Annotated in this window: 29 protein-coding genes; 3 read left to right on the forward strand and 26 right to left on the reverse strand. The window is 27.9% G+C overall.

Features of this window, described 5'->3' with window-relative positions; translation table 11 throughout:
• Window positions 1–193 precede the first annotated feature (193 nt).
• From rimK to WC168_RS04970, 5 genes are all read right to left on the reverse strand, one after another.
• Window positions 194–1,126 carry a 30S ribosomal protein S6--L-glutamate ligase gene (rimK, locus tag WC168_RS04950; protein WP_372617889.1) on the reverse strand — a complete coding sequence of 311 codons (933 nt, stop codon included), beginning with the start codon at window positions 1,124–1,126 and terminating at the stop codon, window positions 194–196.
• 9 nt (window positions 1,127–1,135) lie between these two features.
• Entirely contained in the window at window positions 1,136–1,552 is a 417-nt protein-coding gene (locus WC168_RS04955) for a RimK/LysX family protein (protein WP_066162014.1), read from the reverse strand.
• 52 nt (window positions 1,553–1,604) lie between these two features.
• Entirely contained in the window at window positions 1,605–1,829 is a 225-nt protein-coding gene (locus WC168_RS04960; protein WP_066356665.1) for a hypothetical protein, read from the reverse strand.
• A 56-nt stretch (window positions 1,830–1,885) separates the two neighbouring features.
• Complete coding sequence (locus tag WC168_RS04965) at window positions 1,886–3,172, reverse strand: EAL domain-containing protein (protein WP_372617891.1); 1,287 nt, start codon at window positions 3,170–3,172, stop codon at window positions 1,886–1,888.
• 73 nt (window positions 3,173–3,245) lie between these two features.
• Window positions 3,246–4,049: a phosphatidylserine decarboxylase gene (locus tag WC168_RS04970; RefSeq protein WP_066162024.1), complete on the reverse strand. Its 804-nt coding sequence runs from the start codon at window positions 4,047–4,049 to the stop codon at window positions 3,246–3,248.
• Between the two features lie 73 nt (window positions 4,050–4,122).
• Between WC168_RS04970 and WC168_RS04975 the strand changes: the two genes are divergently transcribed.
• A complete protein-coding gene (locus WC168_RS04975; RefSeq protein WP_066162027.1) occupies window positions 4,123–4,365 on the forward strand; it encodes a hypothetical protein in 243 nt (80 codons plus the stop codon).
• A 143-nt stretch (window positions 4,366–4,508) separates the two neighbouring features.
• Complete coding sequence (locus WC168_RS04980; protein WP_066162030.1) at window positions 4,509–4,733, forward strand: hypothetical protein; 225 nt, start codon at window positions 4,509–4,511, stop codon at window positions 4,731–4,733.
• Between the two features lie 33 nt (window positions 4,734–4,766).
• Here WC168_RS04980 and WC168_RS04985 read toward each other — a convergent pair whose 3' ends face one another.
• The 15 genes from WC168_RS04985 to hypB form a co-directional block, all read right to left on the reverse strand.
• The gene (locus tag WC168_RS04985) at window positions 4,767–5,828 is read right to left on the reverse strand and encodes a murein transglycosylase A (protein ID WP_372617894.1); all 1,062 of its coding nucleotides are present in this window, start codon (window positions 5,826–5,828) and stop codon (window positions 4,767–4,769) included.
• Window positions 5,829–5,846: 18 nt separating this feature from the next.
• Window positions 5,847–7,730: a molecular chaperone DnaK gene (gene dnaK, locus WC168_RS04990; RefSeq protein WP_115588107.1), complete on the reverse strand. Its 1,884-nt coding sequence runs from the start codon at window positions 7,728–7,730 to the stop codon at window positions 5,847–5,849.
• Window positions 7,731–7,842: 112 nt separating this feature from the next.
• A complete protein-coding gene (gene grpE / locus WC168_RS04995; protein WP_319045361.1) occupies window positions 7,843–8,439 on the reverse strand; it encodes a nucleotide exchange factor GrpE in 597 nt (198 codons plus the stop codon).
• A 9-nt stretch (window positions 8,440–8,448) separates the two neighbouring features.
• A complete protein-coding gene (locus WC168_RS05000) occupies window positions 8,449–9,240 on the reverse strand; it encodes a heat-shock protein (RefSeq protein ID WP_066356681.1) in 792 nt (263 codons plus the stop codon).
• An 86-nt stretch (window positions 9,241–9,326) separates the two neighbouring features.
• Window positions 9,327–9,977 carry an ABC transporter ATP-binding protein gene (locus WC168_RS05005; protein WP_279133919.1) on the reverse strand — a complete coding sequence of 217 codons (651 nt, stop codon included), beginning with the start codon at window positions 9,975–9,977 and terminating at the stop codon, window positions 9,327–9,329.
• Complete coding sequence (locus tag WC168_RS05010) at window positions 9,974–10,618, reverse strand: energy-coupling factor transporter transmembrane protein EcfT (RefSeq protein WP_372617897.1); 645 nt, start codon at window positions 10,616–10,618, stop codon at window positions 9,974–9,976. The genes WC168_RS05005 and WC168_RS05010 overlap by 4 nt, the downstream gene beginning before the upstream one ends.
• On the reverse strand, window positions 10,615–11,094 hold the full coding sequence (locus tag WC168_RS05015; RefSeq protein WP_066356686.1) for a hypothetical protein: 480 nt from the start codon (window positions 11,092–11,094) through the stop codon (window positions 10,615–10,617). Before WC168_RS05015 ends, WC168_RS05010 begins: the two co-directional genes overlap by 4 nt.
• Window positions 11,091–11,693, reverse strand: a complete 603-nt coding sequence (locus WC168_RS05020; protein WP_066356688.1) for a CbiM family transporter — start codon at window positions 11,691–11,693, stop codon at window positions 11,091–11,093. The genes WC168_RS05015 and WC168_RS05020 overlap by 4 nt, the downstream gene beginning before the upstream one ends.
• A 1-nt stretch (window position 11,694) precedes the next feature.
• On the reverse strand, window positions 11,695–12,420 hold the full coding sequence (locus WC168_RS05025) for a DUF4198 domain-containing protein (protein WP_279133912.1): 726 nt from the start codon (window positions 12,418–12,420) through the stop codon (window positions 11,695–11,697).
• Between the two features lie 90 nt (window positions 12,421–12,510).
• Window positions 12,511–12,852: a hydrogenase/urease nickel incorporation protein HypA gene (gene hypA, locus WC168_RS05030; RefSeq protein ID WP_279133910.1), complete on the reverse strand. Its 342-nt coding sequence runs from the start codon at window positions 12,850–12,852 to the stop codon at window positions 12,511–12,513.
• 40 nt (window positions 12,853–12,892) lie between these two features.
• Window positions 12,893–13,891 (reverse strand): hydrogenase expression/formation protein HypE, encoded by a 999-nt coding sequence (gene hypE, locus WC168_RS05035; RefSeq protein WP_279133908.1) that lies wholly within the window; start codon window positions 13,889–13,891, stop codon window positions 12,893–12,895.
• A complete protein-coding gene (locus WC168_RS05040) occupies window positions 13,892–14,032 on the reverse strand; it encodes a hypothetical protein (RefSeq protein ID WP_279133907.1) in 141 nt (46 codons plus the stop codon).
• Window positions 14,033–14,041: 9 nt separating this feature from the next.
• Window positions 14,042–15,166 carry a hydrogenase formation protein HypD gene (gene hypD / locus WC168_RS05045; RefSeq protein ID WP_279133905.1) on the reverse strand — a complete coding sequence of 375 codons (1,125 nt, stop codon included), beginning with the start codon at window positions 15,164–15,166 and terminating at the stop codon, window positions 14,042–14,044.
• 11 nt (window positions 15,167–15,177) lie between these two features.
• Window positions 15,178–15,459 carry a HypC/HybG/HupF family hydrogenase formation chaperone gene (locus WC168_RS05050; protein ID WP_279133903.1) on the reverse strand — a complete coding sequence of 94 codons (282 nt, stop codon included), beginning with the start codon at window positions 15,457–15,459 and terminating at the stop codon, window positions 15,178–15,180.
• 128 nt (window positions 15,460–15,587) lie between these two features.
• Window positions 15,588–16,385 (reverse strand): hydrogenase nickel incorporation protein HypB, encoded by a 798-nt coding sequence (hypB, locus tag WC168_RS05055; RefSeq protein WP_279133901.1) that lies wholly within the window; start codon window positions 16,383–16,385, stop codon window positions 15,588–15,590.
• 110 nt (window positions 16,386–16,495) lie between these two features.
• On the opposite strand from hypB, the gene WC168_RS05060 reads away from it, so the two are divergent.
• Window positions 16,496–17,140 (forward strand): hypothetical protein, encoded by a 645-nt coding sequence (locus tag WC168_RS05060; RefSeq protein ID WP_279133900.1) that lies wholly within the window; start codon window positions 16,496–16,498, stop codon window positions 17,138–17,140.
• Here the strand turns inward: WC168_RS05060 and hypF are convergent.
• The 6 genes from hypF to WC168_RS05090 all read right to left on the reverse strand — a co-directional run.
• A complete protein-coding gene (gene hypF / locus WC168_RS05065; protein ID WP_279134177.1) occupies window positions 17,121–19,358 on the reverse strand; it encodes a carbamoyltransferase HypF in 2,238 nt (745 codons plus the stop codon). The genes WC168_RS05060 and hypF overlap by 20 nt on opposite strands.
• Complete coding sequence (locus WC168_RS05070) at window positions 19,355–20,857, reverse strand: hypothetical protein (RefSeq protein WP_372617901.1); 1,503 nt, start codon at window positions 20,855–20,857, stop codon at window positions 19,355–19,357. Before WC168_RS05070 ends, hypF begins: the two co-directional genes overlap by 4 nt.
• The gene (locus tag WC168_RS05075) at window positions 20,841–21,428 is read right to left on the reverse strand and encodes a HyaD/HybD family hydrogenase maturation endopeptidase (protein WP_372617903.1); all 588 of its coding nucleotides are present in this window, start codon (window positions 21,426–21,428) and stop codon (window positions 20,841–20,843) included. The genes WC168_RS05070 and WC168_RS05075 overlap by 17 nt, the downstream gene beginning before the upstream one ends.
• A gap of 40 nt (window positions 21,429–21,468) precedes the next feature.
• Window positions 21,469–22,170, reverse strand: a complete 702-nt coding sequence (locus WC168_RS05080; protein ID WP_105913574.1) for a cytochrome b/b6 domain-containing protein — start codon at window positions 22,168–22,170, stop codon at window positions 21,469–21,471.
• A gap of 10 nt (window positions 22,171–22,180) precedes the next feature.
• Window positions 22,181–23,905, reverse strand: a complete 1,725-nt coding sequence (locus WC168_RS05085; RefSeq protein ID WP_372617904.1) for a nickel-dependent hydrogenase large subunit — start codon at window positions 23,903–23,905, stop codon at window positions 22,181–22,183.
• On the reverse strand, window positions 23,905–24,889 hold a 985-nt coding region (locus tag WC168_RS05090), incomplete at its 5' end, for a hydrogenase small subunit (RefSeq protein ID WP_372617905.1). The genes WC168_RS05090 and WC168_RS05085, both read right to left, overlap by 1 nt.

Raw genomic sequence — 24,889 nt, forward strand, 5'->3', positions numbered from 1 at the left:
TACTTCAAAAATCAAACATCAGCAAGAAATATTTACTTGCAAATGTTCTTTAAAAATATATTGTTAATAAAATATTGCCTTTTTTAATTTTCTCTTCATTTTAAGTTATTCTTTATAAAAAGGCTTATTTAAAAATAGTTTATATTATATTAAATAATAGTAAACAATTTGCTTTAAGAATTATAACTTTTAATTATGCACCAATACTATCTTTTTTTAATTTTTTTCTTTTTTGATTATCTGTAGTAGTTGGATTTACGCTATTTTGAATATAATCTATAATTTTCTGAGCTACATTAATATTTGTTGACTTCTCAATTCCTTCAAGTCCAGGACTTGAGTTTACCTCCATAACCAAAGGTCCTCTTTTTGAAATTATCATATCAACACCACAAACTCCAAGTCCCATAGCTCTAGCAGCTGCAAGTGCTGTAGTTTTTTCTTTTCTATTTAATTTACAAATAGAGGCATTTCCACCTTGATGAAGATTTGATCTAAAATCACCTTCAGCTCCTTGCCTTCTCATTGCAGCAACGACCTCTCCACCAACTATAAATACTCTAATATCACTTCCATTTGCCTCTTCAATATACTCTTGAACAAGCAAATTTACATCCATTCCATAAAAAGCATCAAGAACAGATTTTGCAGCTTTTTTACTATCTACTAAAACAACTCCAACCCCTTGTGTTCCTTCTAAAATTTTTAAAACCAAAGGCGTTCCACCGCTTAAAGCTATTACATCTTTTGCATTTGATTTATTTGATGCAAAAACTGTTCTTGGTAAATCAACACCATTTTTTGATAGAACTTGAAGACTTCTTAACTTATCTCTACTTCTTGTAAGTGCTAAATTTCCAGTTGTTGAAAATACATCTTGCATCTCAAAGTGTCTTACTATTGCTGCACCAAAAAATGTTCTACTTGCTCCAATTCTTGGAATTATTGCATCTGGAACTTTTAAAACCTCTCCTTCATAATTTACAACAAGCTCATTTTTCATAATCTCTATTGTACATTTTAAATAATCAATAACTCTTACTTCCCAACCTTTATTCAAAACCTCTTCATACAATCTTTTTGTCGAATAAAGATTCTCATTTCTTGACAAGATATAAATTAACATTATAGTTTCCTATTTTAATATATTTTTTTTTGAAACATCAACTAAAAAACGATTTTGCAAAAACTTTCTACCTATTAGCATAGGGTATTTCATATCTGCTCTTGAAGTTAGTGATACTACTGTTTGATAGATTTTTCCAGCAAATTCAACTTTAACTTTTATGGATGCTCTAGTTTGAACAACTCCATTTGAACTTTTAACACTTTTTATTTTGAAAAGTGGCATTTTTACTCTTTTATTATGATAAGAGGGATGAATTTTATCTAGTAGTCTAAAGTGTACAAAATTAGAATCATCTACAAAGATATCATCGCAGTGAAGTGAGTTTGAGTAAGCTCCTGTATCAATTTTTGCATCTAAATCAAAAAGTTCTAAATCCAAAATAGATATAGGCTCTACTCTTCCTATTATTTGTAGCTGTGACATAATCACCCTTTTTTAAAATAAAGCAAATTATATCACAATAAAAAACTTAGCTCTACTTTTTTAACTCTTTTGCTTTTTGTAAAGCTAAAATAACCTCATCAATATTATCGTATGGAATATGAGATTTCCATTGAATATCTTCACCTGTTAAAGAGATTCCAATACTTACTATATCAGCAGTATTTGCTCCATAAGGCTCACTTACATTTGAAACTGTTATTTTTCCTTTTTTTGTTCCTGCTAAATCAAATTCAGCTATTTTTGTAGTTGTTGACATTTTATCTCCTTAATTTTTTTAAATTCTACATAAAGTTTCTTTTGTATATATTTAAATTAGTTAAAAATTGGTTCAGGTCTTGCCAAATAGAATCCTTGGAACTCATCTACCTCTAAATTAATTAAAATATCAAAAATCTCTTCACTATGAACAAACTCAGCAACTGTTTTTATATTTAAAGTTTTACAAAATGCTATTATTGATTTTACAATCTCATAAGAGTTTTGATCTGTATTTATATTTTTTATTAAACTTCCATCTATTTTTACATAGTGAGGTTTTATTCTAATAATTCTTAAAAAATTTGAATAACCACTTCCAAAATCATCAATAGCTATTTTTACACCCAAATCTTTATATTTTAAAACAAACTCCTCTAAAAAATCATAATCACTTACAGTTTCACTCTCTAAAATTTCAAAAACCAATCTTTGTCTAACACTTTGTTCTAAACTTAAAAGTTTATCTTCTAAATAATCTACAAATTCATAGTTTAAAATATCTTTGAAACTAAGATTAATTGTAATTTGTTTATCAGTTTTTAAAAGATTATCCAAACTTCTTGATATTACAATTTTAGAAAGTTGTAGATACTGTTTTGTTTTAAATGATATACCTAAAAATTTATCAGGTGTTACTATTATAGGAAGATTGTCTTCATCTTTATCTTCAATTCTCATAAGAGTTTCATATTTTTTAATATTTTTATCTTTATCAAATATTGCTTGATAATATGGAACTATCCTATTCTCCTCTACAGCTTTTTTAATCTTCTCTCTCCAATATAAAGATTGAATAATCAACTCTTTTGAATCAAGTTCATTGTTGTATATAAAATAACTTTGATTTAGTGATTTCGCTTTTTTTAAAGCCATTGCAGCTGTTATTATTGGTTCATCTTGGAAAATTGAGACTCCAAGAGTCATAGAGATTGTTATATTATCTTTTAATTTTTCAACATATATTTTTCTATTTAAAAATGTTTGATTAAGTTTTTCAATTAAGATAAAAATATCTTCAATAGCCATATTTTTTGTATTTGCTAAAGCAAAAATATCTCCACTTAATCTATAAGCAGTTACTTCATAATTTATCTCAAACTCTTTTAATATTTTTCCTATTTCAACCAAAACTAATTCAGCATTTATAAAACCATAAATCTCATTTAAATCTTCAAAAGCATCTAAATCTAAAAGAATTGCAACAACTGACTCTTGATCTCTTATACTATCTTCAAGAGCTTTTCTATTTTGTAAAGATGTAAGCTCATCTTTATAAAGTCTCTCTTCTATCTCTTTTTTTGCATCTACAATAACTTTATTGCATACATTTTTTGTATTCAATAAAGATTTTATGTACAAATATATAAATATTATTGATAAACTTGAACTTATTATTAATAATAGATATAAAAGATTAAAAGTTTGCAATTTTTTGACCAAACTTTACATCTTGATTTAATAAATCTTCTAAATTTACAAAATCTTTTTCCCAAAGCATAACAACCGTTGAACCCATCTTAAAGTAACCTAAGCAATCACCTTTTGAAAATTCAATGTTGTCATAGTTATAAACTTTTATCTCTTTTGTATCACGATTTGTTTCAACTTGCTTTTCAAACTCAAAAACCATTTGACCAACATTTAGTGCACCTACAAAGACCATATAAAAGATTTTACTATTTGATTCGCACTCTAAAATAACTCTTTCGTTTTGAACAAAAAGTTCAAACTCTTTGTTTAGGTATTTTAAATTAACTGGATATAGTTTTCCAGGAACATGTATTAGTTTTTTTAATTTAAAATCAATTGGAGCGTGATATCTGTGATAATCTTTTGGTGATAGATAAAAGTTCATAAAATCACCATTTTCTACTCTTTGAAAATTTTCACTACAATAGTAAGTTAAAAGCTCTTCAACACTATATTGCATCCCTTTAATTTGAAGTGCAATATCTTTATTTAATTTTCCACATTGAGTAATTAAACTATCTGTTGGTGATATAAAAATATTAGAAGTTTTATCAAAATCTCTTTGTATTATAAACTCTCTTGTAAAAAGCTCATTTAATGATTTATAATGTTTTGCATTTTTAAACTCTTTTAAATCTAGCTTCATCAATTTTGCATAAGAACTATTGATAAATTTTTGAATAGGTCTTGGAAACTCTTTTTTTGCAAACTTCCCAAAGTATTGTGATATAAGATTTGTAATATGCATTTAAGCCCCCGTAAAAAATTAGTCTAATATTTTACCTATTTTTTGCTAGAGTTTTGCTTTTAAAAGGATATTTATGTATAAAATTGTTATTCAAGATAGATGTGACTGCTTTTATAAAAGTTCACTACAAAATAATCTTACATTTAGTTCAAAAGATGTGGCTTTAGAAAAAGCTATTGAGATAAAAAATATTATGAATAGAACTTTTTGCAAAAAACACTCATTTGAGCTTCAAGAGATGCTTAATAATTTTGTAATTAAAGTTTACAAAGATGAACCAATAAAATCTTGTTGTGGAAATGGCTGCTGTATGTAAATTGAGTTTTATATTAACAAGTAAGCTTAAACTAAGAGTTGCTTCTGTAGGATGTACCTATCTTCAGTATTATTTTTTATAAAATAGTGCAAAGAAGGTAGTTTACTAAGTTTTGTAAACAAAAATATAATATGGAGTGTAAAATGAAAACTACAAAAGCAATTAAAGAGCTTGTAAAGCTTACAAAAAAAGATGAGCTAAGCAAATCACAAAAAAAAGAGTCTAAAAAACTTGTTGATGAATTAAAATCAAAAAATTCAAAACTAAAGTCTGAACTTAAAAAAACATCTAAAAAAGATAAAAAAAGAGCAAAGAGACTTAAAAACAAACAAAGTTTGATAAAAAAAGCTATTAAAAAAAGTAAATAGCTAGTTTGGTTTAGTGTAGGAAACTACACTAAACTATTTTTTTGGTTCTAAAACTATTATTTCACCATATTCTCTCATTTTGTGAGAGTTTAAACTAGCCTCTTCTCCAAATCCCCAATAAAAATCAGCTCTAATTTCACCCTTTATTGCACCACCTACATCAGCAGCAACTACAAGTTTTTTTATAGGCTCTTTTGTTACTGGATTTGTTGTTTTTATAAAAACAGGAGTTCCAAGTTCAATAAATCTTCTATCAACAGCAATATTTCTTTTTGGTGTTAAAACTGTATTTAAAGCTCCTGTTGCTATGTTTGGTGATATTTTAAAAAATATATAACTCTCATTTATATTTAAAATCTCATCAACTTTTTGTGGGTTTTCATTTAAATACTCTTTTATTTTTATACCATCTATCTCTTCAAGAGTAAAAATTCCATTTTCTACCAAATATTTACCAATAGATTTATAGGCTCTTCCATTTTGACCAGCCCAAGCTAAATTTATCAAAGTTTTATCCTCTAATTCAACTCTTCCACTTCCTTGAATTTGAAGAAAAAATAGATCAATTTTATTATCTACATAAAGTATTGGTTCTAAACTTTTGCTCACTTTTGACTCTATTTGGGCTCTTGTATAGTATGGGGTTAATCTATTATTCTCAACTCTTCCTACATTTCTATAATCTTTTAATTTACTATCATCTGAAATTACTAAATCTTGGGGTAAACCATAAACTGGATATTTATATCTTGAAGTTTTTTCAAAACTACCTTTTAAGAGTGGTTCATAATATCCTGTAATTAAACCTTGTTTGTTTTTATCTCTATCAACAATAGTATAGGCTTCAAAATTTTCAATAAAAAACTTCTGGGCATTGTTATAATTTTCTGAGAGTTTACAAACATTTGTAAATTTTGGATTTATTTGTGATTTTTCACAATCTTTTTTAAATACTTCAAAGGCAAGTTCTAAGTCATCATCAAAAAAACCATCAATTTTTGAAAATGGTGTTTTTTGAAAACTTATCTCTTTTTGAGAACAAGAGATAAAAAACAGAGCTATAAAAATAAGAGCTATTAAGTTTAAATTTCTCATAAGCATCAAGGTAGAGTTTTACTCTACCTCTGCATCGATAACATCGTCATCTTTTTTTGCTTGTTGGTTTGCTTGTCCACCTTGTCCTTGCTCACCATCTTTTTTATACATAGCTTCTGCTAATTTATGAGATTTTTCAGTTAAAACTTTTAACTTCTCTTCAATTTGCTCTTTTGTAGCATTTTCATCTTTTAAAGTCTCTTCCAAATCTGCTGCTGCATCAATAATAGCTTTTTTCTCATCTTCGCTAATTGCATTTTCATTCTCTTCTAAAGTTTTTCTTGTAGAGTGAAGCATAGCATCTGCTTGATTTCTAACTTCAATTAAAGCTTTTTTCTTAGCATCTGTCTCTTTATTTGCTTCAGCTTCAGCTACCATTTTTGCAATCTCATCATCACTTAATCCAGAGCTTCCAGAGATTGTAATTTTATTCTCTTTTCCAGTACCTTTATCTTTTGCACTTACATTTAAAACACCGTTTGCATCAATATCAAATGTTACTTCAATTTGAGGAACACCTCTTGGAGCTGCTGGAATATCTGATAATTCAAACATACCTAAAGATTTATTATCTTTTGCAAACTCTCTCTCACCTTGGCAAACATGAATAGAAACTGCTGGTTGATTATCATCAGCTGTTGAGAAAACTTGAGATTTTTTAACTGGAATTGTTGTTCCTTTTTCAATAAGTTTTGTCATAACTCCACCTAAAGTCTCAATTCCTAAAGAAAGTGGCGTAACATCTAATAAAAGAACATCTTTAACATCACCTCTTAAAACTCCAGCTTGAACAGCAGCTCCAGCAGCAACAACTTCATCTGGATTTACACCTTTGTTTAAATCTTTTCCAAAGAAATCTCTTACAACTTGATTTGCTTTTGGTAATCTTGTAGATCCACCAACCATGATAATCTCATCAATTTCACCTTTATCTAAATTTGCATCTTTTAAAGCTGTTTTGATGTGACCTAAAGTCTCATTGATTAAATGTTCAGTCATTGACTCAAATTTTGCTCTTGTTAGAGATTTAACTAAGTGAACTGGTCCTGCATTTCCCATAGAGATAAATGGTAAGTTAATCTCTGTACTTTCAGCTGAACTTAGCTCTTTTTTAGCATTTTCAGCAGCATCTTTTAATCTTTGAAGTGCCATTTTGTCATTTTTAATATCAAATCCATTCTCATCTTTGAACTCTTTTGCAAGCCAATCAATAATTGCATTATCAAAATCATCTCCACCTAAGAATGCATTTCCATCTGTACTTAATACTTCAAATGTTCCATCACCAATCTCTAGAACTGTAACGTCAAAAGTTCCTCCACCTAAATCATAAACTAAAACTTTCTCTTCACCTTTTTTATCAAGTCCATAAGCAAGTGATGCTGCTGTTGGCTCATTGATAATTCTTAATACATTAAGACCTGCAATTGTTCCAGCTTCTTGAGTCGCTTTTCTTTGTGCATCATTAAAATATGCAGGTACAGTTATGACTGCATCTGTAACTTTTGAACCTAAATACTCTTCAGCATCAGCCTTTAATTTTCCTAAAATTTTTGCTGAAATCTCTTGAGGAGTATAAACTTTTCCAGCAATCTCAACTGCTGCTGCTCCATTTCTATCTACAATTTTATATCCAACTTTACCTTGAGCCTCTTTTGCATTTGGCTCATTCATCATAAGACCCATAATTCTTTTAATAGAATAAATTGTTTTTTCAGGGTTTGTAATAGCTTGTCTTTTTGCTGGATCTCCAACTAAAATTTCACCTTTATCTGTAAATGCAACTATTGATGGAGTTGTATTTTTACCCTCTTTGTTTGGAATAATTTTTGCTTCACCATTTTCATAAACTGCAACACAAGAGTTTGTTGTTCCTAAATCTATACCAATAACTTTACTCATTTTTTCTTCCTTTTATTAAATTTTCTTTTTAAATTCGTAAATAATCTTAAATTCTATAGTTTAATGACTTTTCGGTCAGAAACCTTAGAAATAGCCAGATTTTAGGCTAGTTCTAATTTGCTATGCTAACCATCGAAGGTCTAAGCAATCTATCTTTTAACATATAACCTTTTTGTAACTCATTTACAATTTGTCCTGTTTCGTGATCAGGGCTATCAACTTGCATAACTGCATTGTGAACATTTGGATCAAACTCACCATCTGTATCTATTTTTGTAATATTGTGCTTTTCAAAAGTTGTTATAAAACTTTTAATTGTAAGTTCAATTCCCTCTTTTAGTTTTGGAAGTAACTCTTCGGCACTAATATTTGCATTAGCAGATGCTAATGCCATCTCTAAAGTATCAAGAGGAGTTAACAGATCTTTTGCAAATTTTTCACTTGCATAATCAATTGCTTGATATTTCTCTCTTTCTAATCTTTTTTTAATATTTTCAAAATCTGCATGTACTCTTAAAAATTTATCTTCACTCTGTTTTAACTCATCTTCAAGCCTAGCTATAACATCTTCTAAGCTATCCTCTTTTTTTTCACCAGAACAACACTCATCTTTTTTTTCACAACAATCATTTTTATCATCAATTTCTTGTTGATTACACTCAATATTATTCTCTTCTTTTAAAAGCTCTTCATTTTTGTTTTCGCTCATTTTTTCTCCTTAAAAATTTATAATTTGTTTAAAAAAATATTCATAATCTTTTGATAATTCACCAATGACAAATATTTTTGTCTCTTCATTGTCTATTTTGCACAATTTACATATTGCTATATAGTTTTGAGGTAGAAAACCATCAAAATATAAGCCCTCTTTTAACTCATCCAAAATAGTTCCTTTTAAAAATCTATTTATCGTGAACTCATCAAAATCTTTTTCTAAAGCTAGTGATAAAAACTCTTTATAGTTAAAAATTTTTAAATCTTTACTTTGTAAACTATCATTGATATTTGTATAAAGTTCATAAGCTCCAACCTCTTTTGATACTTTTAAAATATCATTTAAAGAAATCTGTACAAAATCACCTAAAAATTTAAAAAGTGCACTACTATATTTTATAGTAACTGCAAAACTTGAAAACTCTAAGATTATGTATCTATTTTCAACATTTATTAAATTTTTTAAAATATCACTGTTATCTCTTTTTAGAAAAACACAAAGACCAACTCTTTTTGACATCTCTTCTATCGCTTTGATATTAACTCCACCAAGCGAGAAATTAAGTCTATCTATCCAATACTGTTTTAAAGCTTCATTTGTAGGAGTTCTTCCACTACTTATGTGCTCTTGAGCTAAAAAACCCTCATCTACTAATTTTTTAAAATAACCTCTGATTGTAGCAGTTGAGTACTCTAGATCGTACATAGATTTTAATTGAGTTGAACCAATTGGTTCTAAATGTTCGATATATGCTTTTATAATTGATTGTAATAAAAACTCTTTTTTATCTAACAAAATTAACCTCTCTATCTTTTAGCACTCTAATGTTTAAACTGCTAAAGAATTATAGCTTATTGAGTCAATGTTTGTCAAGTATTATATTAGTAAACTTTTAAAGTTTTCTCTTCTAATATATAAATCTTTGTAACCAAGCTATCTATAAAGGTTTTTTGATGAGATACAATTATCATTGATTTTTCTATACTTTTTAAAATATCAATAAGCTTTTTTTCACCATCATCATCTAAGTTATTTGTTGGCTCATCAAGAAGCAAGATTTTTGGCTCTTTTATTAAAATAGCTGCTAAAGCTACGAGTTTTTTCTCTCCACCACTTAAATCATAAATTACTCTATTTTCTAAATGCAAAATATCTAAGCTTTTTAAAATATCTAAGCTTTTTTTATATGCTTCAGCTTTTTTTACTCCCAAAGCCAATAAAGAGAACATAACATCTTCAATTACAGTAATAGACAAAAAAAAGTTATCTATATCTTGAGGTAAATATGCTATTTCATCTCTATATTTTTCATAATCCTCTTTTTTGTTGATTCTATTATGAAAAATATCTATTGTTCCACTGTTTTGATTTTTTAAACCAGCTATTATTTTAAGAAGTGTTGATTTTCCAACTCCATTTTTACCAATAATAGCAACTTTCTCTTTGTGTCCTAAATCAAAACTTACATTTTCAAATAAAATCTTCTCATCTTTTTTATATGAAATATCTTTTAAATTTATTGAACAACTCATAAAACTACCTTTAAAAAAATTATAATTGATATTAAAAATATCAAAATAGAATCAACTAAACTAAAACTATTTTCATAATTTATAAAAATTTCACCTTTAAAACCTCTTGCTTTAAAACTATCTTTTAGTTTTTCACTATTTTTAATAGTTTTTAAAAATAGTATTCCAAAAATATTTCCGTAGGTTTTATATGTAAAAATATCTGTTTTTGCTTTAAAGTTTCTGGCCTTTAAAGACTCTTTTATATTTTTAAACTCCATATTTAAATCAAAAATAGACTTAACAGTAAAATATAAAGTAGAATTAAACTTTTTAGGAAATTTTAAAATCATAAAAGCTTTTACAATATCAAAACCATTTGAAGAGTAAAATAGTAAAAGATTAAATAAAAGTATAAAATTTACTTTTAAAAAGAGATTTAAAGCTTCATTTATATTAGTTTCAAAATATAAAAAAAGAGTTAATACAAGCACAAAAAAGTTTAAAAATAGTAGTTTTTTTAAAATATTTAAAATATTTTTATAGTTTAAATATATAAGAAAAATCAGAGGAAGTATAAAAAATAGTTCAAATTTTGAGAAACTCAAAATCAAACTAAATCCAACTGCACTCAACAAAGAGATAGCTGGATTTAAACTCAACTTTTAACTCTTTTTATTATTAAAAATATAAAAGCTATCAAAATCAATCCAAAAGCTATTTTAAATATCTCAAAATAGTTTAGTTGTGTTTCTAAAACCTCTATTCTGTTTTTTAAAAGAGTATTCTCTTCTAATAACTCTTTAATTTTTTTATCTTCTTCTATTTTTTCTTTATTTTCAACTTCAGCAATCTTTTTTGAAACTTTTATATCTTTGCTAACAAAGTGCGAACTTCCTGCATCAACTGTAACCTTGAAAAAATCATTTGAGCTTTTATAGTTATACTCACCATTTTCATCTAATCTACTTTCAAAAACTAAACCATCTGATTCAATTTTAAATTTACAACTCTTGCATGGCTTAGCATTTCCAAAATATGAGTTGATATAAAGATTATCATCTTTTAGATCTAAAAATAGATTCACCTTGTGAGCGAATAGAAATATTGGTAAAAATAAAATCAAAAAAAATCTCATATATTTAATCCTTTAAATAAATTTGGCATTGTTTTTTTTATATATAAAAACAAAAAAAGTGTAATTAACCCTTCTAAAATCATTGTTGGAATATTTACAAGAACTATTGAATATGCTGCATTTTTATACTCTTGTTTTGAAAAAACCAAAAGAATAAACATCATAATAGCTGATAAAAAAACTCCACTAAATCCAATTATAAAAAACTTTATTTTTTCATTTAACTTTTTTAAAATATTAATTTTAAATAATAAAAATACAAAATATGCGGGAATTGCTATTATTAAAACATTTGCTCCTAAAGAACTAACTCCTCCGTACCCCAAAAGCAAAGCTTGTAAAATAAGTGCCAAAGATATAGAAAATATTGCAACACTTCCTAAAAATACTCCAATAAAACCTAAAAGCATTAGATGAATTTGAGTAAATCCAAAGGGTATATGAATAAATGAAGCTACAAAAAAAAGAGCACTAAAAGCAGAAGCTAGTGCTATTTTATCATTTGATAAATTTTTAAAAGAGTATATTAAAAATAAAGTAGCAACAGTAGTCGAAACTACTGTAACTTCAAGAGTTAAAATACCATCACTAATATGCATATTAGTAAGCTTTTAACCAAAGTAATGCACCATTTTCAATAGGGTATTTTTTACCATTTAGCTCTTTTTCTCCCTCTTCAATTAGTGCTGCAAATCCCCACCAACCTTTATGATTCATTACAAAAGAGAAAACTCCATTTTTATCTGTTTTAATACTTTGAGTAATATGTGAAGATGTTGGAGCTTTTAAATCAAACTCATTATAAAGTTCAACTTCTACCTCAACATTTGATTGTGGTTTTCCATCTTTTAAAACTACACCTTGAAAAATATTTCCAGCATAAAGTCCAAAAGGTTTTGTAAGTGGAACTATCTCATATTTTAAACCAATTGGCTCATCCCATCCATCTTCAACACCAAAAGCACTAACTATCACTTTTGGAACATGGCTTATAAATAAACCTTCTGACTCTTCAAAATAAGGCTCAGGTTGTACAAAAAACTTATAAACTGCTGGTTTATCTATTGAATATGAAGTTTCCCAAGCTTTGTGTTCAAACTTTTTTCTCTCTTTTAAAGGTAGAGAGTTTTTACTCTTATTTACAAAAATACCTTTTGGTTTCTCCATATTCATACCACTTTGTTCAAAAGGGTGAATAAACATAGCCTCTATTTTGATATTTGCATCTTTTTTATCTTCGATATTATCACTAGTTGGAAGAAGAGTTAAAAAATGTGCATTTGCAAAAAGAGCTGTTAATGCTAAAACATAAATAATTTTTTTCATGGCTTATCCTTTTTATTTTTTGCTGATTATAATTGGCTTTACTTTATAGAATATAAATTTTATAGTTTCTTATATAGTTTTAGAACTAGATTACTCTAATTCCAAACTCATAAGATACATATCTTCACCATCTGTTACCTTTATATCTGTGCTTTGGCATTTTGGGCAAGCAAACTCATTTTTTTGTAAAGTTGAATTAGCATTGCATCTATTACAAAAAATCTCAACTTTTTGAATATTTATCGAAAATTCTGCACTCTCACAAATAGTTTTCTCTTTAAAAGTATCAAATGCTGTTTGAAGAAGTTCTGGCTCAACTCCACTTAAAACTCCAATTTTTACAACTACTTTTATAACTTTTTTTGCACCATTTGCTCTTGCGTGTTCTTCGCAACTCTCTAATAGTGATTGAACTATTGAGTATTCATGCATAATAGTCTCCTTTTTAAATCTATCATTCAAAAGTAAGCAATTAACAAATCCTTGGAAGCAGCTCACCAGTTGGTGTATCTAAAAATCTTTTTGTTCCCCAAGAACTATTTAAAATAACTTTTTGCGGGTATTGAGTAGTTACTTTTCCAATAATAGAAGCATTTTTTGCCTCTTCAAATTTATGTAAAACTTCTATTGCACGAGCTGCATCTTCTTTTTTTATTGCGAGTAAAAAAGTTCCCTCATTTGCTAGATTTGTTGCTTCAAAACCTAGCATTTCACAAATTCCTTTTACCTCATCACTAATAGGAATTTGTTCTTCTTCTACTTCTATACAAATATTTGATTGCTTCGCCCATTCGTTTAATACAGCACTCACTCCTCCTCTTGTAGCATCTCTTAAAGCTGTTATTTTAATACCTGCATCTATCAAAGCCTTTACTAAAGGATATAAAGAGTTACAATCACTTTTTAAATTTGAGTTCATATTTATACCTTCTCGTGCTGTAAATATTGTAGCTCCATGAGCTCCTATGTCACGGCTTACAAGAATCAAGTCATCTTGCGTAATATTGTTTGAGCTAATTCCTCCATAAAGAACTTCTCCAATACCAGTTGTATTTATAAAGATTTTATCAACCACACCTTTTGGCACTACTTTTGTATCTCCACTTACGATTATCGCTTCATTTTTTACTAACTCTTCTTTCATAGAGTTTACAATAATTTCAAGTTGTTCTACTTCAAATCCCTCTTCAATAATAACTGAACAAGTAAGATATTTTGGTTTTGCTCCCATCATAGCTAAATCGTTACAAGTTCCACAAATGGCAAGTTTTCCTATATTTGCTCCATTAAAAAAAAGAGGAGTAACTGTAAAACTATCTGTACTAAAAGCTAATGTTCCATTTTGAATAACTGCTGCATCTTCACTCTTTTCTAAAATCTCATTTTTAAAAGCTTTATAAAAAACCTCTTTTATTAACTCACTATTTTCAACTCCACCATTTCCGTGTGCTAATGTTATTGTTTTTGTCATTTATCTGTTTTCCCTACTTTTACTATACTTTTTACTTCCACCTTGTGATGTCTCAATTGGATATTTAGGATTGTGAAATTCATCCCAATTTCTATCATCACTAAACTTTTGAATTCTTTGTTTTATTTGTTCTATATCCATGTTATCTCTTTATAGTAAATTCCCATATTTATAATAAGCACTACAAGCACCCTCTGAGCTCACCATACAAGATCCTATAGGATTTGTTGGAGTACATACAGTTCCAAAGATTTTGCAATCAGTTGGTTTTGCAACTCCTTTTAAAATCTCAGGACATTTACAAGCTTTATTCTCTTTTACTTCATGTGTTGGCAATATATCTTTGTAAACTATTTTTGCATTATATTTATCAAACTCATCTTTTAGTTCATAACCACTATTTTCAACCTCACCTATTCCTCTAAATTTAAAAGAAACTTTTTTAAAGTATCTGTTTATAAGCTCTTGGGCTTTTAGATTTCCTTCATAAGATACAACTCTTTTATACTCAATTTCCAAATTGGCTCTTTTTTCTTTGAACTGTTTTACAATCATTGAGATACTTTGCATCACATCTACTGGTTCAAATCCACTTACAACAACTGGTTTATTATAATTTTTTGGGAACTCTTCATAAATTTTACTTCCACTAATAACACTTACATGAGATGGTCCTAAAAAAGCATCTATTTTGCAGTTTTTATCTTCTACTAAAACTCTCATAACCTCTGGAACTGTTATATGATTTATAGAAAATAGAATATTTTTTATATCGTTTTTGATTACTTGCTCCATTAAAGCACAAGTCATTGGAGTTGTTGTTTCAAAACCTATTGCAAAAAAGACTACTGTTTTATCTTTATTCTCGTCTGCTATTTTTAAACAATCCATAGGAGAATAGACAAATCTTACATCAGCACCTTGGCTTCTTGCGTTTTGTAAACTTCCCTTACTTCCTGGAACTTTTATCATATCTCCAAGTGTTACAAGTATCAGATCTTTTTGTAAACTTAAAATATAAGCACTATCTATTCTATCTTTTGGCATAACACAAACAGGACAACCAGGTCCATGAATAAAATTTATTTTTTTATTCAAAAGTTGTGGTATTCCATATTTCATAATAGTGTGTGTATGTCCACCACACACTTCCATGATATTTATAGTTCCATCATAATCTTTTAAATCTTCATCAATGATTTGTTTAAATGCTTTTATAGTTTTAGCATCACGAAAGCCATCATATAAATCTTTTAGTTGTAGTTCTTTTTCCATATTATATTACTTTATCTATTTGGACAGTTTTGCGATTCTTCAATAGCTGCTAAGCGCTCGTTCTCTTCCATCTTATCTATAATCTCTTGATAAACTTTTAGAGATTCTAAAGCATATTCTTCATCTATTTTATTCATAGCAAAACCTATATGAATTAAAACATAATCTCCTACTTTTACCTCTTGATCTATTAAATCTAAACTAGCACTTCTTTCTACTCCCATAGTATCAACTACGCAACTGTTCATCTCAGGGTCTATACTTTTTATTTTTGATGGTATTGATAAACACATACAATTTTTCCTTTTATCTATTATTTGTAAAACAATTTTATGAATGATTCTGCAACGCAAGGGTAAAAATCTTTGATTTTTGGGTACCCATCGTGAAGCCTAAATGAATGAAATTGATTTTACAAATATCATCGCATTTTTCTTTTAAAATTAATCCAATCAATCACATTTTGAAGTGATTGTTTATCTTTTATATTTACTTCCAAAATATCTACATTTGGTTTTAGTTTTCTAGCTTCTGTTTTCTCTTTTTCTATATCATATTCAAAATATGGAAGCAAATCAGTTTTTGTAAAAAGTATTAAATCAGCACTTCTAAACATAACTGGATATTTTGCTATTTTATCTTCACCTTCTGGAACTGAAACTAAAACAATGTTTAAATGAGTTCCTACATCATAAGATGCTGGACATACAAGATTTCCTACATTTTCCACAAAACAGACATCAATATTCTCTAAAGATAAGTTATGCAAACCTTTATGAACCATAAATGCATCAAGATGACAAGCACTTCCTGTTTGTATTTGAACTGCATCTATTCCTTTTGCTTTAAGTCTATCTGCATCTCTTGAAGTCTCCAAATCGCCTTCAACAACTGCAAATTTAAAATCTACCATATCAGCAATATTTTCTAAAAGTGTAGTTTTTCCACTTCCTGGACTACTCATCAAATTTATTCCTAAAACTTTATGACTATCAAAATGAGCTCTATTATGAGCTGCTTCATGGTCATTTTTATCTAAAATTTTTTGAATTACAGATATAGTTTTTGAATCATTTAGCAAAGGATTTGTTTTTAAATTATCATTTATTGGTTTAAATATAGTTCCATTTTCATGATTATGGTGATGATGACTATGTCCATGGTCATGGTTATGATTATGCTCCATTCCAGCTATTGTACATCCGCAGTCTTTACACATATTACTATTTCCTTTTAGTTTTTCAAAAGTCTATCCCATTTCCTTTTAAAACTATTTGATATATTATAAGCACCTATATATTTTTAGAACAAATTTGTTAAAATCTACTTATGATATGTCCAAACTGTGAAAATAAAGATTTTTATAATCTTGCAAATGATTACATAAAATGTAAAAAGTGTGCCAAAAAACTATCTTTAAAAAAAATTGAAAAAGATAAATTAATCATTCAAAAATTCTGTGAAAATAAAACCGCTTTTGAAGTTTCAAATGAATTAGAACTAAATTATAAAACCGTAAAAGATAGGTTTGATGTTTTAAGACAAAAAATTGCAGTTTATTCTGAAGATATTTATAACTCATCAATTAAAGACAATACCGAGTATGAAGAGTTTTACTATTTAAAAGAGAGAGAAAAAGTAAAGAAAAAAAAGAGTCTTAGTGAAGCTGTAAATATTATTGGTTTTTATTCAAATCAAAAAGTTTACACACTTTTAATGCCAAAAATAGGCAATCGTGCATTTGATGTAGAGGATGGATTTATTCAATATTTAAGTTGGTACAAAATTCACTCTCAAAATGCACATCAAACAAAACTAAATAGATTTTGGAAGTTTTTGGAGAAAAATTTAAAAAAACACAAAGGTGTAGATGAAGACAATTTTTTTTACTATTTAAAAGAGTATGAATTTAAATTTAACTATAAAAAGTCTGAACAGCTAGAGATTTTAAAATCTATATATTTTCAAGAGTGAAAAAAGCTTGTCCCAAAGATATATTTTCATCATTTACACTATAATTTTCTCCTATATAAATCTCTTTGTCTTTTAGTTTTTCAAATATAATTTTAAGTAAAGTTCTATTTTGAAAAACTCCACCACTTAAAACAATAGCTAAATCTTTGTATAAATTTGAGATATCAAAAATTATATTTGCAAGAGTATTTATAAATTTTGAAGCAATAATTTTTTTATCTTTTTCGAATACAAGCTCTTTTATCATTGGTGAAATATCTATAATATTGTCAATCAAATCAAAAGAGAAAGCATCTTTTATATTTTCATCATATAAATTTTCTAAATAAAGACCTGTTTGTCCTTCATACTCTTGAATATGAAGAGTATTAGCAAGTGAACAAACGGCATCAAAAACTCTTCCAAAAGAGCTTGAAAGGGGTGAATTTAAAGATTTTTGCCAAATTGTGTGTAAATTTTTTATCTCATTTTTTTCAAATATTTTTAAAAATTCCAAAGGTAAAGAGTAAATCTCTTCAAGGCAGAAGTTATCAAAAAGTAGTGATAAAGCTACTCTTTTAGGCTCTTTTATAGCTAACTCTCCACCTAAAAGTTTAAAATATTTTAGGTGATAAGCTCTTTTATACTCCTTTTGATTTGCTATAAAAACTTCTCCACCCCAAATATTTCCATCATCACCATATCCAGTTCCATCAAAACAGAATGCTAAAACATCTTTTTTTAAAGATTTCTCTGCTAAAACAGCTAAAATATGAGCATAATGATGTTGAACTTGAATTAAATTTAAATTTTTATTCTCTTTTACAAACTCTAAAGCAATTTTTGTAGTCTCATAATTTGGATGTTTATCACAAACTATAATTTCAGGTACAAAATCATAAAAATTAAGGAAATTTTCTACTGTTTTTTTATAGTTTTCTATAGAAGCAATAGAATCTAAATCTCCTAAATATGGAGATGTAATAATCTTATTATCAAAAGCTATACTAAAAGTTGATTTTTGATTTGCTCCTAAACTTAAGATTTTTTTGCTAAATTTTCCATCAACTTTTAAACTACTTGGAGCATATCCTCTACTATTTCTAAGTTTTATAATTTTTTCATTTACAACTTGCAGTATTGAATCATCACAACTATTTAATATCTCTCTATTATAATCAAGTACAAAATCTACTAAATTATCAAGTTTTAAAAATATATTCTCTTTTGTTGTGATTATTGGTTCACCTTTTAAATTTGCACTAGTTGCGATGATTGGATTAGATAAGTTTTCAAATAAAAGATAGTGTAAAGCACTATTTGGTAAGAAACAGCCAATTTTTTTTATATTTGGTGCAACTAGATTTGATAGATTTTGATTCTCTTTTTTTTCTAATAATACTATTGGTCTTTGTTGTGAAGTTAAAATATCTTGTTCTAAACTAGAATAAATAGCAAAATTTCTTAAACTATCTATATCTTTAAACATTACAGCAAATGGCTTTGTGGCTCTTTTTTTAAGTTCTCTTAATCTAAATATAGTTTCATCATTTGAGGCATCACAAACTATATGAAATCCTCCCATACTTTTTATAGCTAAAATTTTTCCATCATTTATATATTTTGAAGCTAAATTTATTGCGTCTATTTTTGAAGCAATCAAAGTTTGTTTACTATCATAAAGAAAAGTTGTTGGTCCACACTCTTCGCATGATATTGCTTGTGCATGATATCTTCTATTTGTTGGATTTTCAAACTCATTTTGGCACTTTTTACAAAGAGTAAAATCTTTTAAAGATGTATTTTTTCTATCATAAGGAACGGTTTTGATTATAGAGTATCTAGGTCCACAATTTGTACAGTTTGTTAAAGGGTAGTTATATCTAAAATTGTTTTTATCAAAAATTTCATCTATACAATCTTTACAAATAGCTATATCAGAGGGAATTGTAGTTGTTTTATTATCAAAACTACTACTATTTTCTATTTTAAATTCAAAAAATTGTTTATTTGAATCTTCTACTTTGATATCTTCAATAACTGCAAGAGGTGGAGGATTGTTTTTTAACTCTTCTAAAAAACTGGAAATATCATTAGTTTTTCCAGATACTTCTATATTTACTCCAATATTATCATTATTTACATATCCAAAAAGATTGTATTTTATTGCTAAATTATATACAAAAGGTCGAAAACCAACCCCTTGTACAGTTCCATAAACTCTTATTTTTTTACTTATATGTAATCCATTGCATACTCTGTTGGTAAAATTAGATTATATTTTTTGCTAAGTTCTTTATAAACTTTATGAAAAACTTGTCTATTTGAAAATATATCTCCACATAAAACAATATCTTTTGCGTTTGTTTTTCTTGCTATTTCTCTTAAATAATCTATTATAAATTCAGCCAAAAACTCATAAAAAGAGAAACTAAGAGTTTCATTTTCAACATCTGCCATTTTATATGACATTATAGATTGAATAGTTTTTCTATAATCTAAATAGTTTTTGTTATCAATTTTAATTAATTTCATATCAATTTGTAAAGCATCAACATATCCACTATTTAGTGCTAACTCTTCAAAATCTTTAATTGATTCTATATTTAAAAGTTTGGCAATAGCTTCTATAATAGTTGAAAATCCACTCTTGTTTGAAAGTTTTATATCTTTTACATAAGGATATTTTTTTGAAAAATTATCAACCAATCTTTTACAGTTTTCATCAAGAGATGAGATATCTTCTAAAATTTGATTCATATTAGATTTTATATCAGGAATATATATTACTCTTTTTTCTTCTTTATTTAAAACTTTTATATCCACAAAACTATTTTTAGAATTCAGTGAAAAATAGACTCCAATAGAGTTTTTATCTAAAAGGTTATGCTCGTGTAAAACTGCATTATAAACATTTGAAAAAGAGTTAAGATATTCACTACTTGAATTAAATATCAAATCTTTTTTATAATCATATTTTGGATACAAAGTTTTATCATCACTAATAATAAGATTTAGATTTTCAAAACTACAAGCTTTTAACTCATCTTTTTTAGTCACATATAAAATATAATCAATATTTTGTTCTTTTAGCGCTTTTGATAGTTCAACCTCTTTTGAAGAGTTTACAAGTCTTGTAAAAATATATCCACTATTTGAAATATTTTCATCTATATTTTTTATTTTCAATTTAACCAAGGGTCTTTCTATTGAGCATAAAAGATTTATTTCAGGCTCTTCAATTATAAAAAGATCTGTTAAAATCTGACTATTTGTCACTAACAACCTAACTTCATAATTATCTTTTTCAAAGTTTTCTTTTAAATTTTTATTTGGTAAAAAGAGTTCTAACTCTTCAAATTCAACAACAAAAGATCTGTTTAAATTAACAATTTGGCTTAAAAAATCAAAATGAGAATTTTCTAAAATATCTTTAACTTTTCTATTTGTCAAAATCTCAAAATTCTCTTTTATATTTTTATCTTCTAGCTCTTTAATCTCTTCATTAAACTCATCTATTAAATATGATTTTTTCAAAAACATAGAGTAAGGAAGATTTGTTTCTAAATTTAAAAAAAACTTTTCAATATTTTCAAGCTCATCATCAATAAATATTAAAATATATCCAAAATATTGTTTTGTATTTGTATCTATATTTGAGTTTTTTATTAAATCATCTATTAATCTTTTAAAATAAAAAGAAGTTGAGTTATACTCTATTTTATAGATTAACTTCATGAGTAAAATCCTCTTCATTTGGGATTCTATTTAAATGAGAGCCATTGTAGCTTCCAATTAAACTTTTTACAATATCAGGAACAGCAATATCAGATTTTTTTGTAAGTTTAAAACCTAAGCTCTCTATCTCTTTTTTAGAAGTTTCTATAAAAAATGGAAATTTTTCTTCCATAAGTTTTGTAAGACCTATTTCAACACTTTGTATATCTTGTGGAACTATTCCAATTATCGTAACATTTGCATGAGAATCTAAAACTGAAACAATTTCAAGCATCTCAACAATCTCTACTTCATGCGCTGTTTTTCTATATTTTCCAAGTCCTAATAAAACATCACTAGGAAGCCTAAATATACTTCCAGCTTCATCATCAATAGACACAGTATCTAAAATAATGACATTTTTATACTCTTGAAAATATGCCATTAGTTTAAATCCTAATGTTCCACCATCAATAATCTCTAAATCTTCATCAAACTCATAATTTTGTTTTATATATTCACTAGCATAAATTCCTATACCCTCATCTTTAAAGAGCATATTTCCAACACCTATAATAATTGTATTTTTCATATAAATATTTAAAAGGTTTAGAAGCTTTTGCTTCTAAAACCTATTTCTCCTCTTCTTTTACAAACTTACTTCCACCAATTACAATAGCAATATCACCCTCTTTCCAGAAGATTGTTCTCCAAACTTGATAATAAATATGAAACATTACCCAAGCAAGTATAAAATACATAGCATAATGATGAGCAATTCTAACTCCCATATTTCCACCAAAAACATATAAAGTCCAATCAGTAACTAAATGAAGCATTGCTGGCCACCAAGAACCTATTGAGCTATTTCCTGATGCAAGACCATGAACATAAAGCTGAAGTCCAGTAAATAGCATAAATACTAAAAGTAGATGAAATATTGTAAAAAATACAATATTAAAACTATCACTATGGCTTGAATCAAACTTTTTTCTTCTATTAAGTGTTATTAAATTTAACAATACTTCAAAAAATTCAACAATATTTTGCTTATTAGGAATTAGTTTTTTATAAGGCTTCTCAAATCTTGAAAAGAAATATAAATATCCAACTAAAATAGCTGTTACATCAAATATAATAGCAACAATAAAGTGAGCCCATCTATTCCATGCCATAACATATTTATCAACAGCAGGATCTGCTATAAATGTTTGATAATATGGATGACCAATATATAAGCCCGTGATTACAGCTGTTATCATACTAAAAAATGTAACCCAGTGAACTATTCTCATAGTTCCTGTCATTCTTTTTATTTCTATATTTTTTGACATAGTATTCTCCTTAAATTGGATTTACTTTATAAACACCAAGCTCTTTACCATTTGTATCAATTAGGTGAACCGCACAAGCAATACAAGGATCAAAACTATGAATAGTTCTTAAAATCTCTAAAGGTTGCTCAACATTTGCAACTTTTGTACCAATTAAAGCAGCTTCATAAGCTCCCATTCTTCCTTTATAATCTCTAGGAGCTGCATTCCAAGTTGAAGGAACAACTGTTTGATAATTTACAACTTTACCATCTTTAATTTTTACCCAGTGTCCTAATGCACCTCTTGGTGCCTCTTCAAGACCAATTCCTTTTGCATCTTTTGCAACTGTATTAAAATCAAACTCTGTCCATGTTGATAAATCACCATTTGCAGCATTTAATGCTAACTCATCTACCCAATCCATCATAACATCAGCCATAAGTTCACTTTCAATTGCACGTGCTGCTGTTCTTCCAACAGTTGAGAATAAAACTGTTGCAGGAAGATTTGCATTAGTTAAAAAATTTGTAACATATTTTTTAATTAACTCATCATTACTAGCAAATCCAACAATCATTCTAGCAAGTGGTCCTACTTCCATTCTTTCATCATTATAAAGTGGAGATTTAATCCAAGAGTATTTATTTTGAGTATCTAAATAAGCAATATTATTCTCTTTTTTACCAAAACCTGTATAGTTTGGCTCTGTTACTCCATCAAATGGATGAAGATTTGTATTTCCTTTATACCAAGCATGAGTAACATCTTCAGTAATTTTTGCTTCATCTACTTCATAAACTTTACTTAAATCTTTGTTTTTTACAATTCCAGCAGGGAATAATTTTTTAGATTTATAAAATGGTAAATCATCTAAATTAAATCCACCATAACTCATATAGTTTCCTAATCCACCACCTGTTCCATTTAATGCCTCTTCACCATACATTGTTCCAGCCATGTAAACATCTGGTAAATAAGCCTCTTTAATAAACTTTCTTCCTCTTTTAAGAAGTTGTTTAAATTCAGCAATTCTTGCAGGATTTTTTATATCTTGAACACAAGTAACTCCACCAACAACAAAAGATTGAGGATGAGGATTTTTTCCACCAAAAATAGCCATCATTTTTGCTAAATCTCTTTGTAATTCAAGAGCATCAAGATAGTGAGAAAGACCTATTAAATTTTGTTCAGGAGTTAATTTAAAACCTTCACTACCCCAATAAGCATTACCAAAAATACCAAGTCTTCCTTGTTTTATATATTTTTGAACTCTCTCTTTTACTTGAATATATACATCCTCAGAAGCATTCCAAGCTCTTTGTCCTGAAAGTCCTGCCCATTTTTGAGCTTCAGCAACAGTAGCTTTTGGGTCTGCTTCAAGTGCTTTTGTAATATCAACCCAATCAAGTGCATGTAGATGATAAAAGTGAACAACGTGGTCATGAAGATATAAAGCACCTTGAATAAGATTTCGTACTAATCTCGCATTTTTAGGAATAGTTACACTAAAAGCATTTTCAACAGCTTCAATACTTCTTTGATAGTGAGTTCCTGTACAAACTCCACAAATTCTCATTGCAAGAAGTCCACAATCTCTAGGATCTCTTCCTTTTAAAATCTCTTCAATTCCTCTAAACATTGTAGAAGAAGAGTAAGCATCTGTGATAACATTGTTCTCATCTATAATTGCTTCAATTCTAAGATGTCCTTCAATCCTTGTAATGGGATCTACTACTAAATGTTTTTTTGTCATTATCTCTCCTCATTTTCATTTGATTTTTTACCAGCAACTACACTTGCAATTGCATGAACTCCAATACCAACAGCAGTTGCTGTTAAAAGTCCTAGACCAAATTCATCAACAGTTTTTTCAACTCCACCAGTTGGTGCTTTAATTCTTGCTGTTGCCATTGGTCTTTCATAAGCATATTTGTCCCAAAAATCTGGTTCACTACATCCAATACATCCTCGACCTACACCAACTGGCCAGTTCGCACCATCGTTATATCTAATAATTGAACAGTTATTAAATGTCATTGGTCCTTTACAACCAACTTTGTATAAACACCAGTTGTTTTTAGCTCCTTCATCTCCCCACTCTTCTACGAACTCTCCTGCATCAAAGTGAGCTCTTCTTTCACAGTTATCATGAATTCTATATCCAAATGCAAATTTTGGTCTTAAAAGTGAATCTAGCTCAGGAACTTGACCAGTTAAAACATAATGAAGTACAACACCAACCATATTTGCTGGGTTTGCTGGACAAGCTGGAATATTAACAATTGGTTTTCCTTTAACTAAATCCATAACTCCAACAGCACCAGTTGGATTTGGAGAAGCAGCTGGAACTCCACCAAAAGTAGCACATGTTCCAACAGCTACAATAGCTGCTGCATCTTTTGACAATCTTGCTAAATGTTCTTGAAAAGTTTCACCAGATGGTCCAATTGTCCCATAATTTCCATTCATAGCAGTTGGAATTGAGCCTTCTACAAAAAGTAAATACTTTCCTTTGAAATGTTCAACAGCATCATCTAACTGATGCTCAGCATCATTTCCTGCACATGCCATTAAAGCATGGTGAAACTCTAAACTTAAAACATCAAAGAGTAAATCATCAACAGTTGGAGCAGAACTTCTTAAAAGAGCTTCTGTATTTCCAGCACAATCTTGTAACTCTATCCAAATTACTGGAACTCTATTCATAAGTTCAGTAGCCTCTGCAACTAAAGGAGCA

Source organism: Aliarcobacter sp., assembly GCF_041672065.1.
Lineage (GTDB): Bacteria > Campylobacterota > Campylobacteria > Campylobacterales > Arcobacteraceae > Aliarcobacter > Aliarcobacter skirrowii.

Excerpts from the sequence above, each read along its gene's own strand:
- hypD (WP_279133905.1), bottom strand. The coding sequence starts at position 15,166 with ATGGAAAAAGAACTACAACTAAAAGATTTATATGATGGCTTTCGTGAT.
- WC168_RS05070 (WP_372617901.1), bottom strand. The coding sequence starts at position 20,857 with ATGAAGTTAATCTATAAAATAGAGTATAACTCAACTTCTTTTTATTTT.
- hypB (WP_279133901.1), bottom strand. The coding sequence starts at position 16,385 with ATGTGTAAAGACTGCGGATGTACAATAGCTGGAATGGAGCATAATCAT.
- WC168_RS05005 (WP_279133919.1), bottom strand. The coding sequence starts at position 9,977 with ATGAGTTGTTCAATAAATTTAAAAGATATTTCATATAAAAAAGATGAG.
- WC168_RS04975 (WP_066162027.1), top strand. The coding sequence starts at position 4,123 with ATGTATAAAATTGTTATTCAAGATAGATGTGACTGCTTTTATAAAAGT.
- WC168_RS05015 (WP_066356686.1), bottom strand. The coding sequence starts at position 11,094 with ATGAGATTTTTTTTGATTTTATTTTTACCAATATTTCTATTCGCTCAC.
- WC168_RS05020 (WP_066356688.1), bottom strand. The coding sequence starts at position 11,693 with ATGCATATTAGTGATGGTATTTTAACTCTTGAAGTTACAGTAGTTTCG.
- WC168_RS05075 (WP_372617903.1), bottom strand. The coding sequence starts at position 21,428 with ATGAAAAATACAATTATTATAGGTGTTGGAAATATGCTCTTTAAAGAT.
- WC168_RS05040 (WP_279133907.1), bottom strand. The coding sequence starts at position 14,032 with ATGGATATAGAACAAATAAAACAAAGAATTCAAAAGTTTAGTGATGAT.
- hypE (WP_279133908.1), bottom strand. The coding sequence starts at position 13,891 with ATGACAAAAACAATAACATTAGCACACGGAAATGGTGGAGTTGAAAAT.
- WC168_RS05080 (WP_105913574.1), bottom strand. The coding sequence starts at position 22,170 with ATGTCAAAAAATATAGAAATAAAAAGAATGACAGGAACTATGAGAATA.
- hypA (WP_279133910.1), bottom strand. The coding sequence starts at position 12,852 with ATGCATGAATACTCAATAGTTCAATCACTATTAGAGAGTTGCGAAGAA.
- dnaK (WP_115588107.1), bottom strand. The coding sequence starts at position 7,730 with ATGAGTAAAGTTATTGGTATAGATTTAGGAACAACAAACTCTTGTGTT.
- WC168_RS04960 (WP_066356665.1), bottom strand. The coding sequence starts at position 1,829 with ATGTCAACAACTACAAAAATAGCTGAATTTGATTTAGCAGGAACAAAA.
- WC168_RS05060 (WP_279133900.1), top strand. The coding sequence starts at position 16,496 with ATGATATGTCCAAACTGTGAAAATAAAGATTTTTATAATCTTGCAAAT.
- WC168_RS04955 (WP_066162014.1), bottom strand. The coding sequence starts at position 1,552 with ATGTCACAGCTACAAATAATAGGAAGAGTAGAGCCTATATCTATTTTG.
- WC168_RS04970 (WP_066162024.1), bottom strand. The coding sequence starts at position 4,049 with ATGCATATTACAAATCTTATATCACAATACTTTGGGAAGTTTGCAAAA.
- WC168_RS05085 (WP_372617904.1), bottom strand. The coding sequence starts at position 23,905 with ATGACAAAAAAACATTTAGTAGTAGATCCCATTACAAGGATTGAAGGA.
- rimK (WP_372617889.1), bottom strand. The coding sequence starts at position 1,126 with ATGTTAATTTATATCTTGTCAAGAAATGAGAATCTTTATTCGACAAAA.
- WC168_RS04980 (WP_066162030.1), top strand. The coding sequence starts at position 4,509 with ATGAAAACTACAAAAGCAATTAAAGAGCTTGTAAAGCTTACAAAAAAA.
- WC168_RS05025 (WP_279133912.1), bottom strand. The coding sequence starts at position 12,420 with ATGAAAAAAATTATTTATGTTTTAGCATTAACAGCTCTTTTTGCAAAT.
- WC168_RS04985 (WP_372617894.1), bottom strand. The coding sequence starts at position 5,828 with ATGAGAAATTTAAACTTAATAGCTCTTATTTTTATAGCTCTGTTTTTT.
- WC168_RS05050 (WP_279133903.1), bottom strand. The coding sequence starts at position 15,459 with ATGTGTTTATCAATACCATCAAAAATAAAAAGTATAGACCCTGAGATG.
- grpE (WP_319045361.1), bottom strand. The coding sequence starts at position 8,439 with ATGAGCGAAAACAAAAATGAAGAGCTTTTAAAAGAAGAGAATAATATT.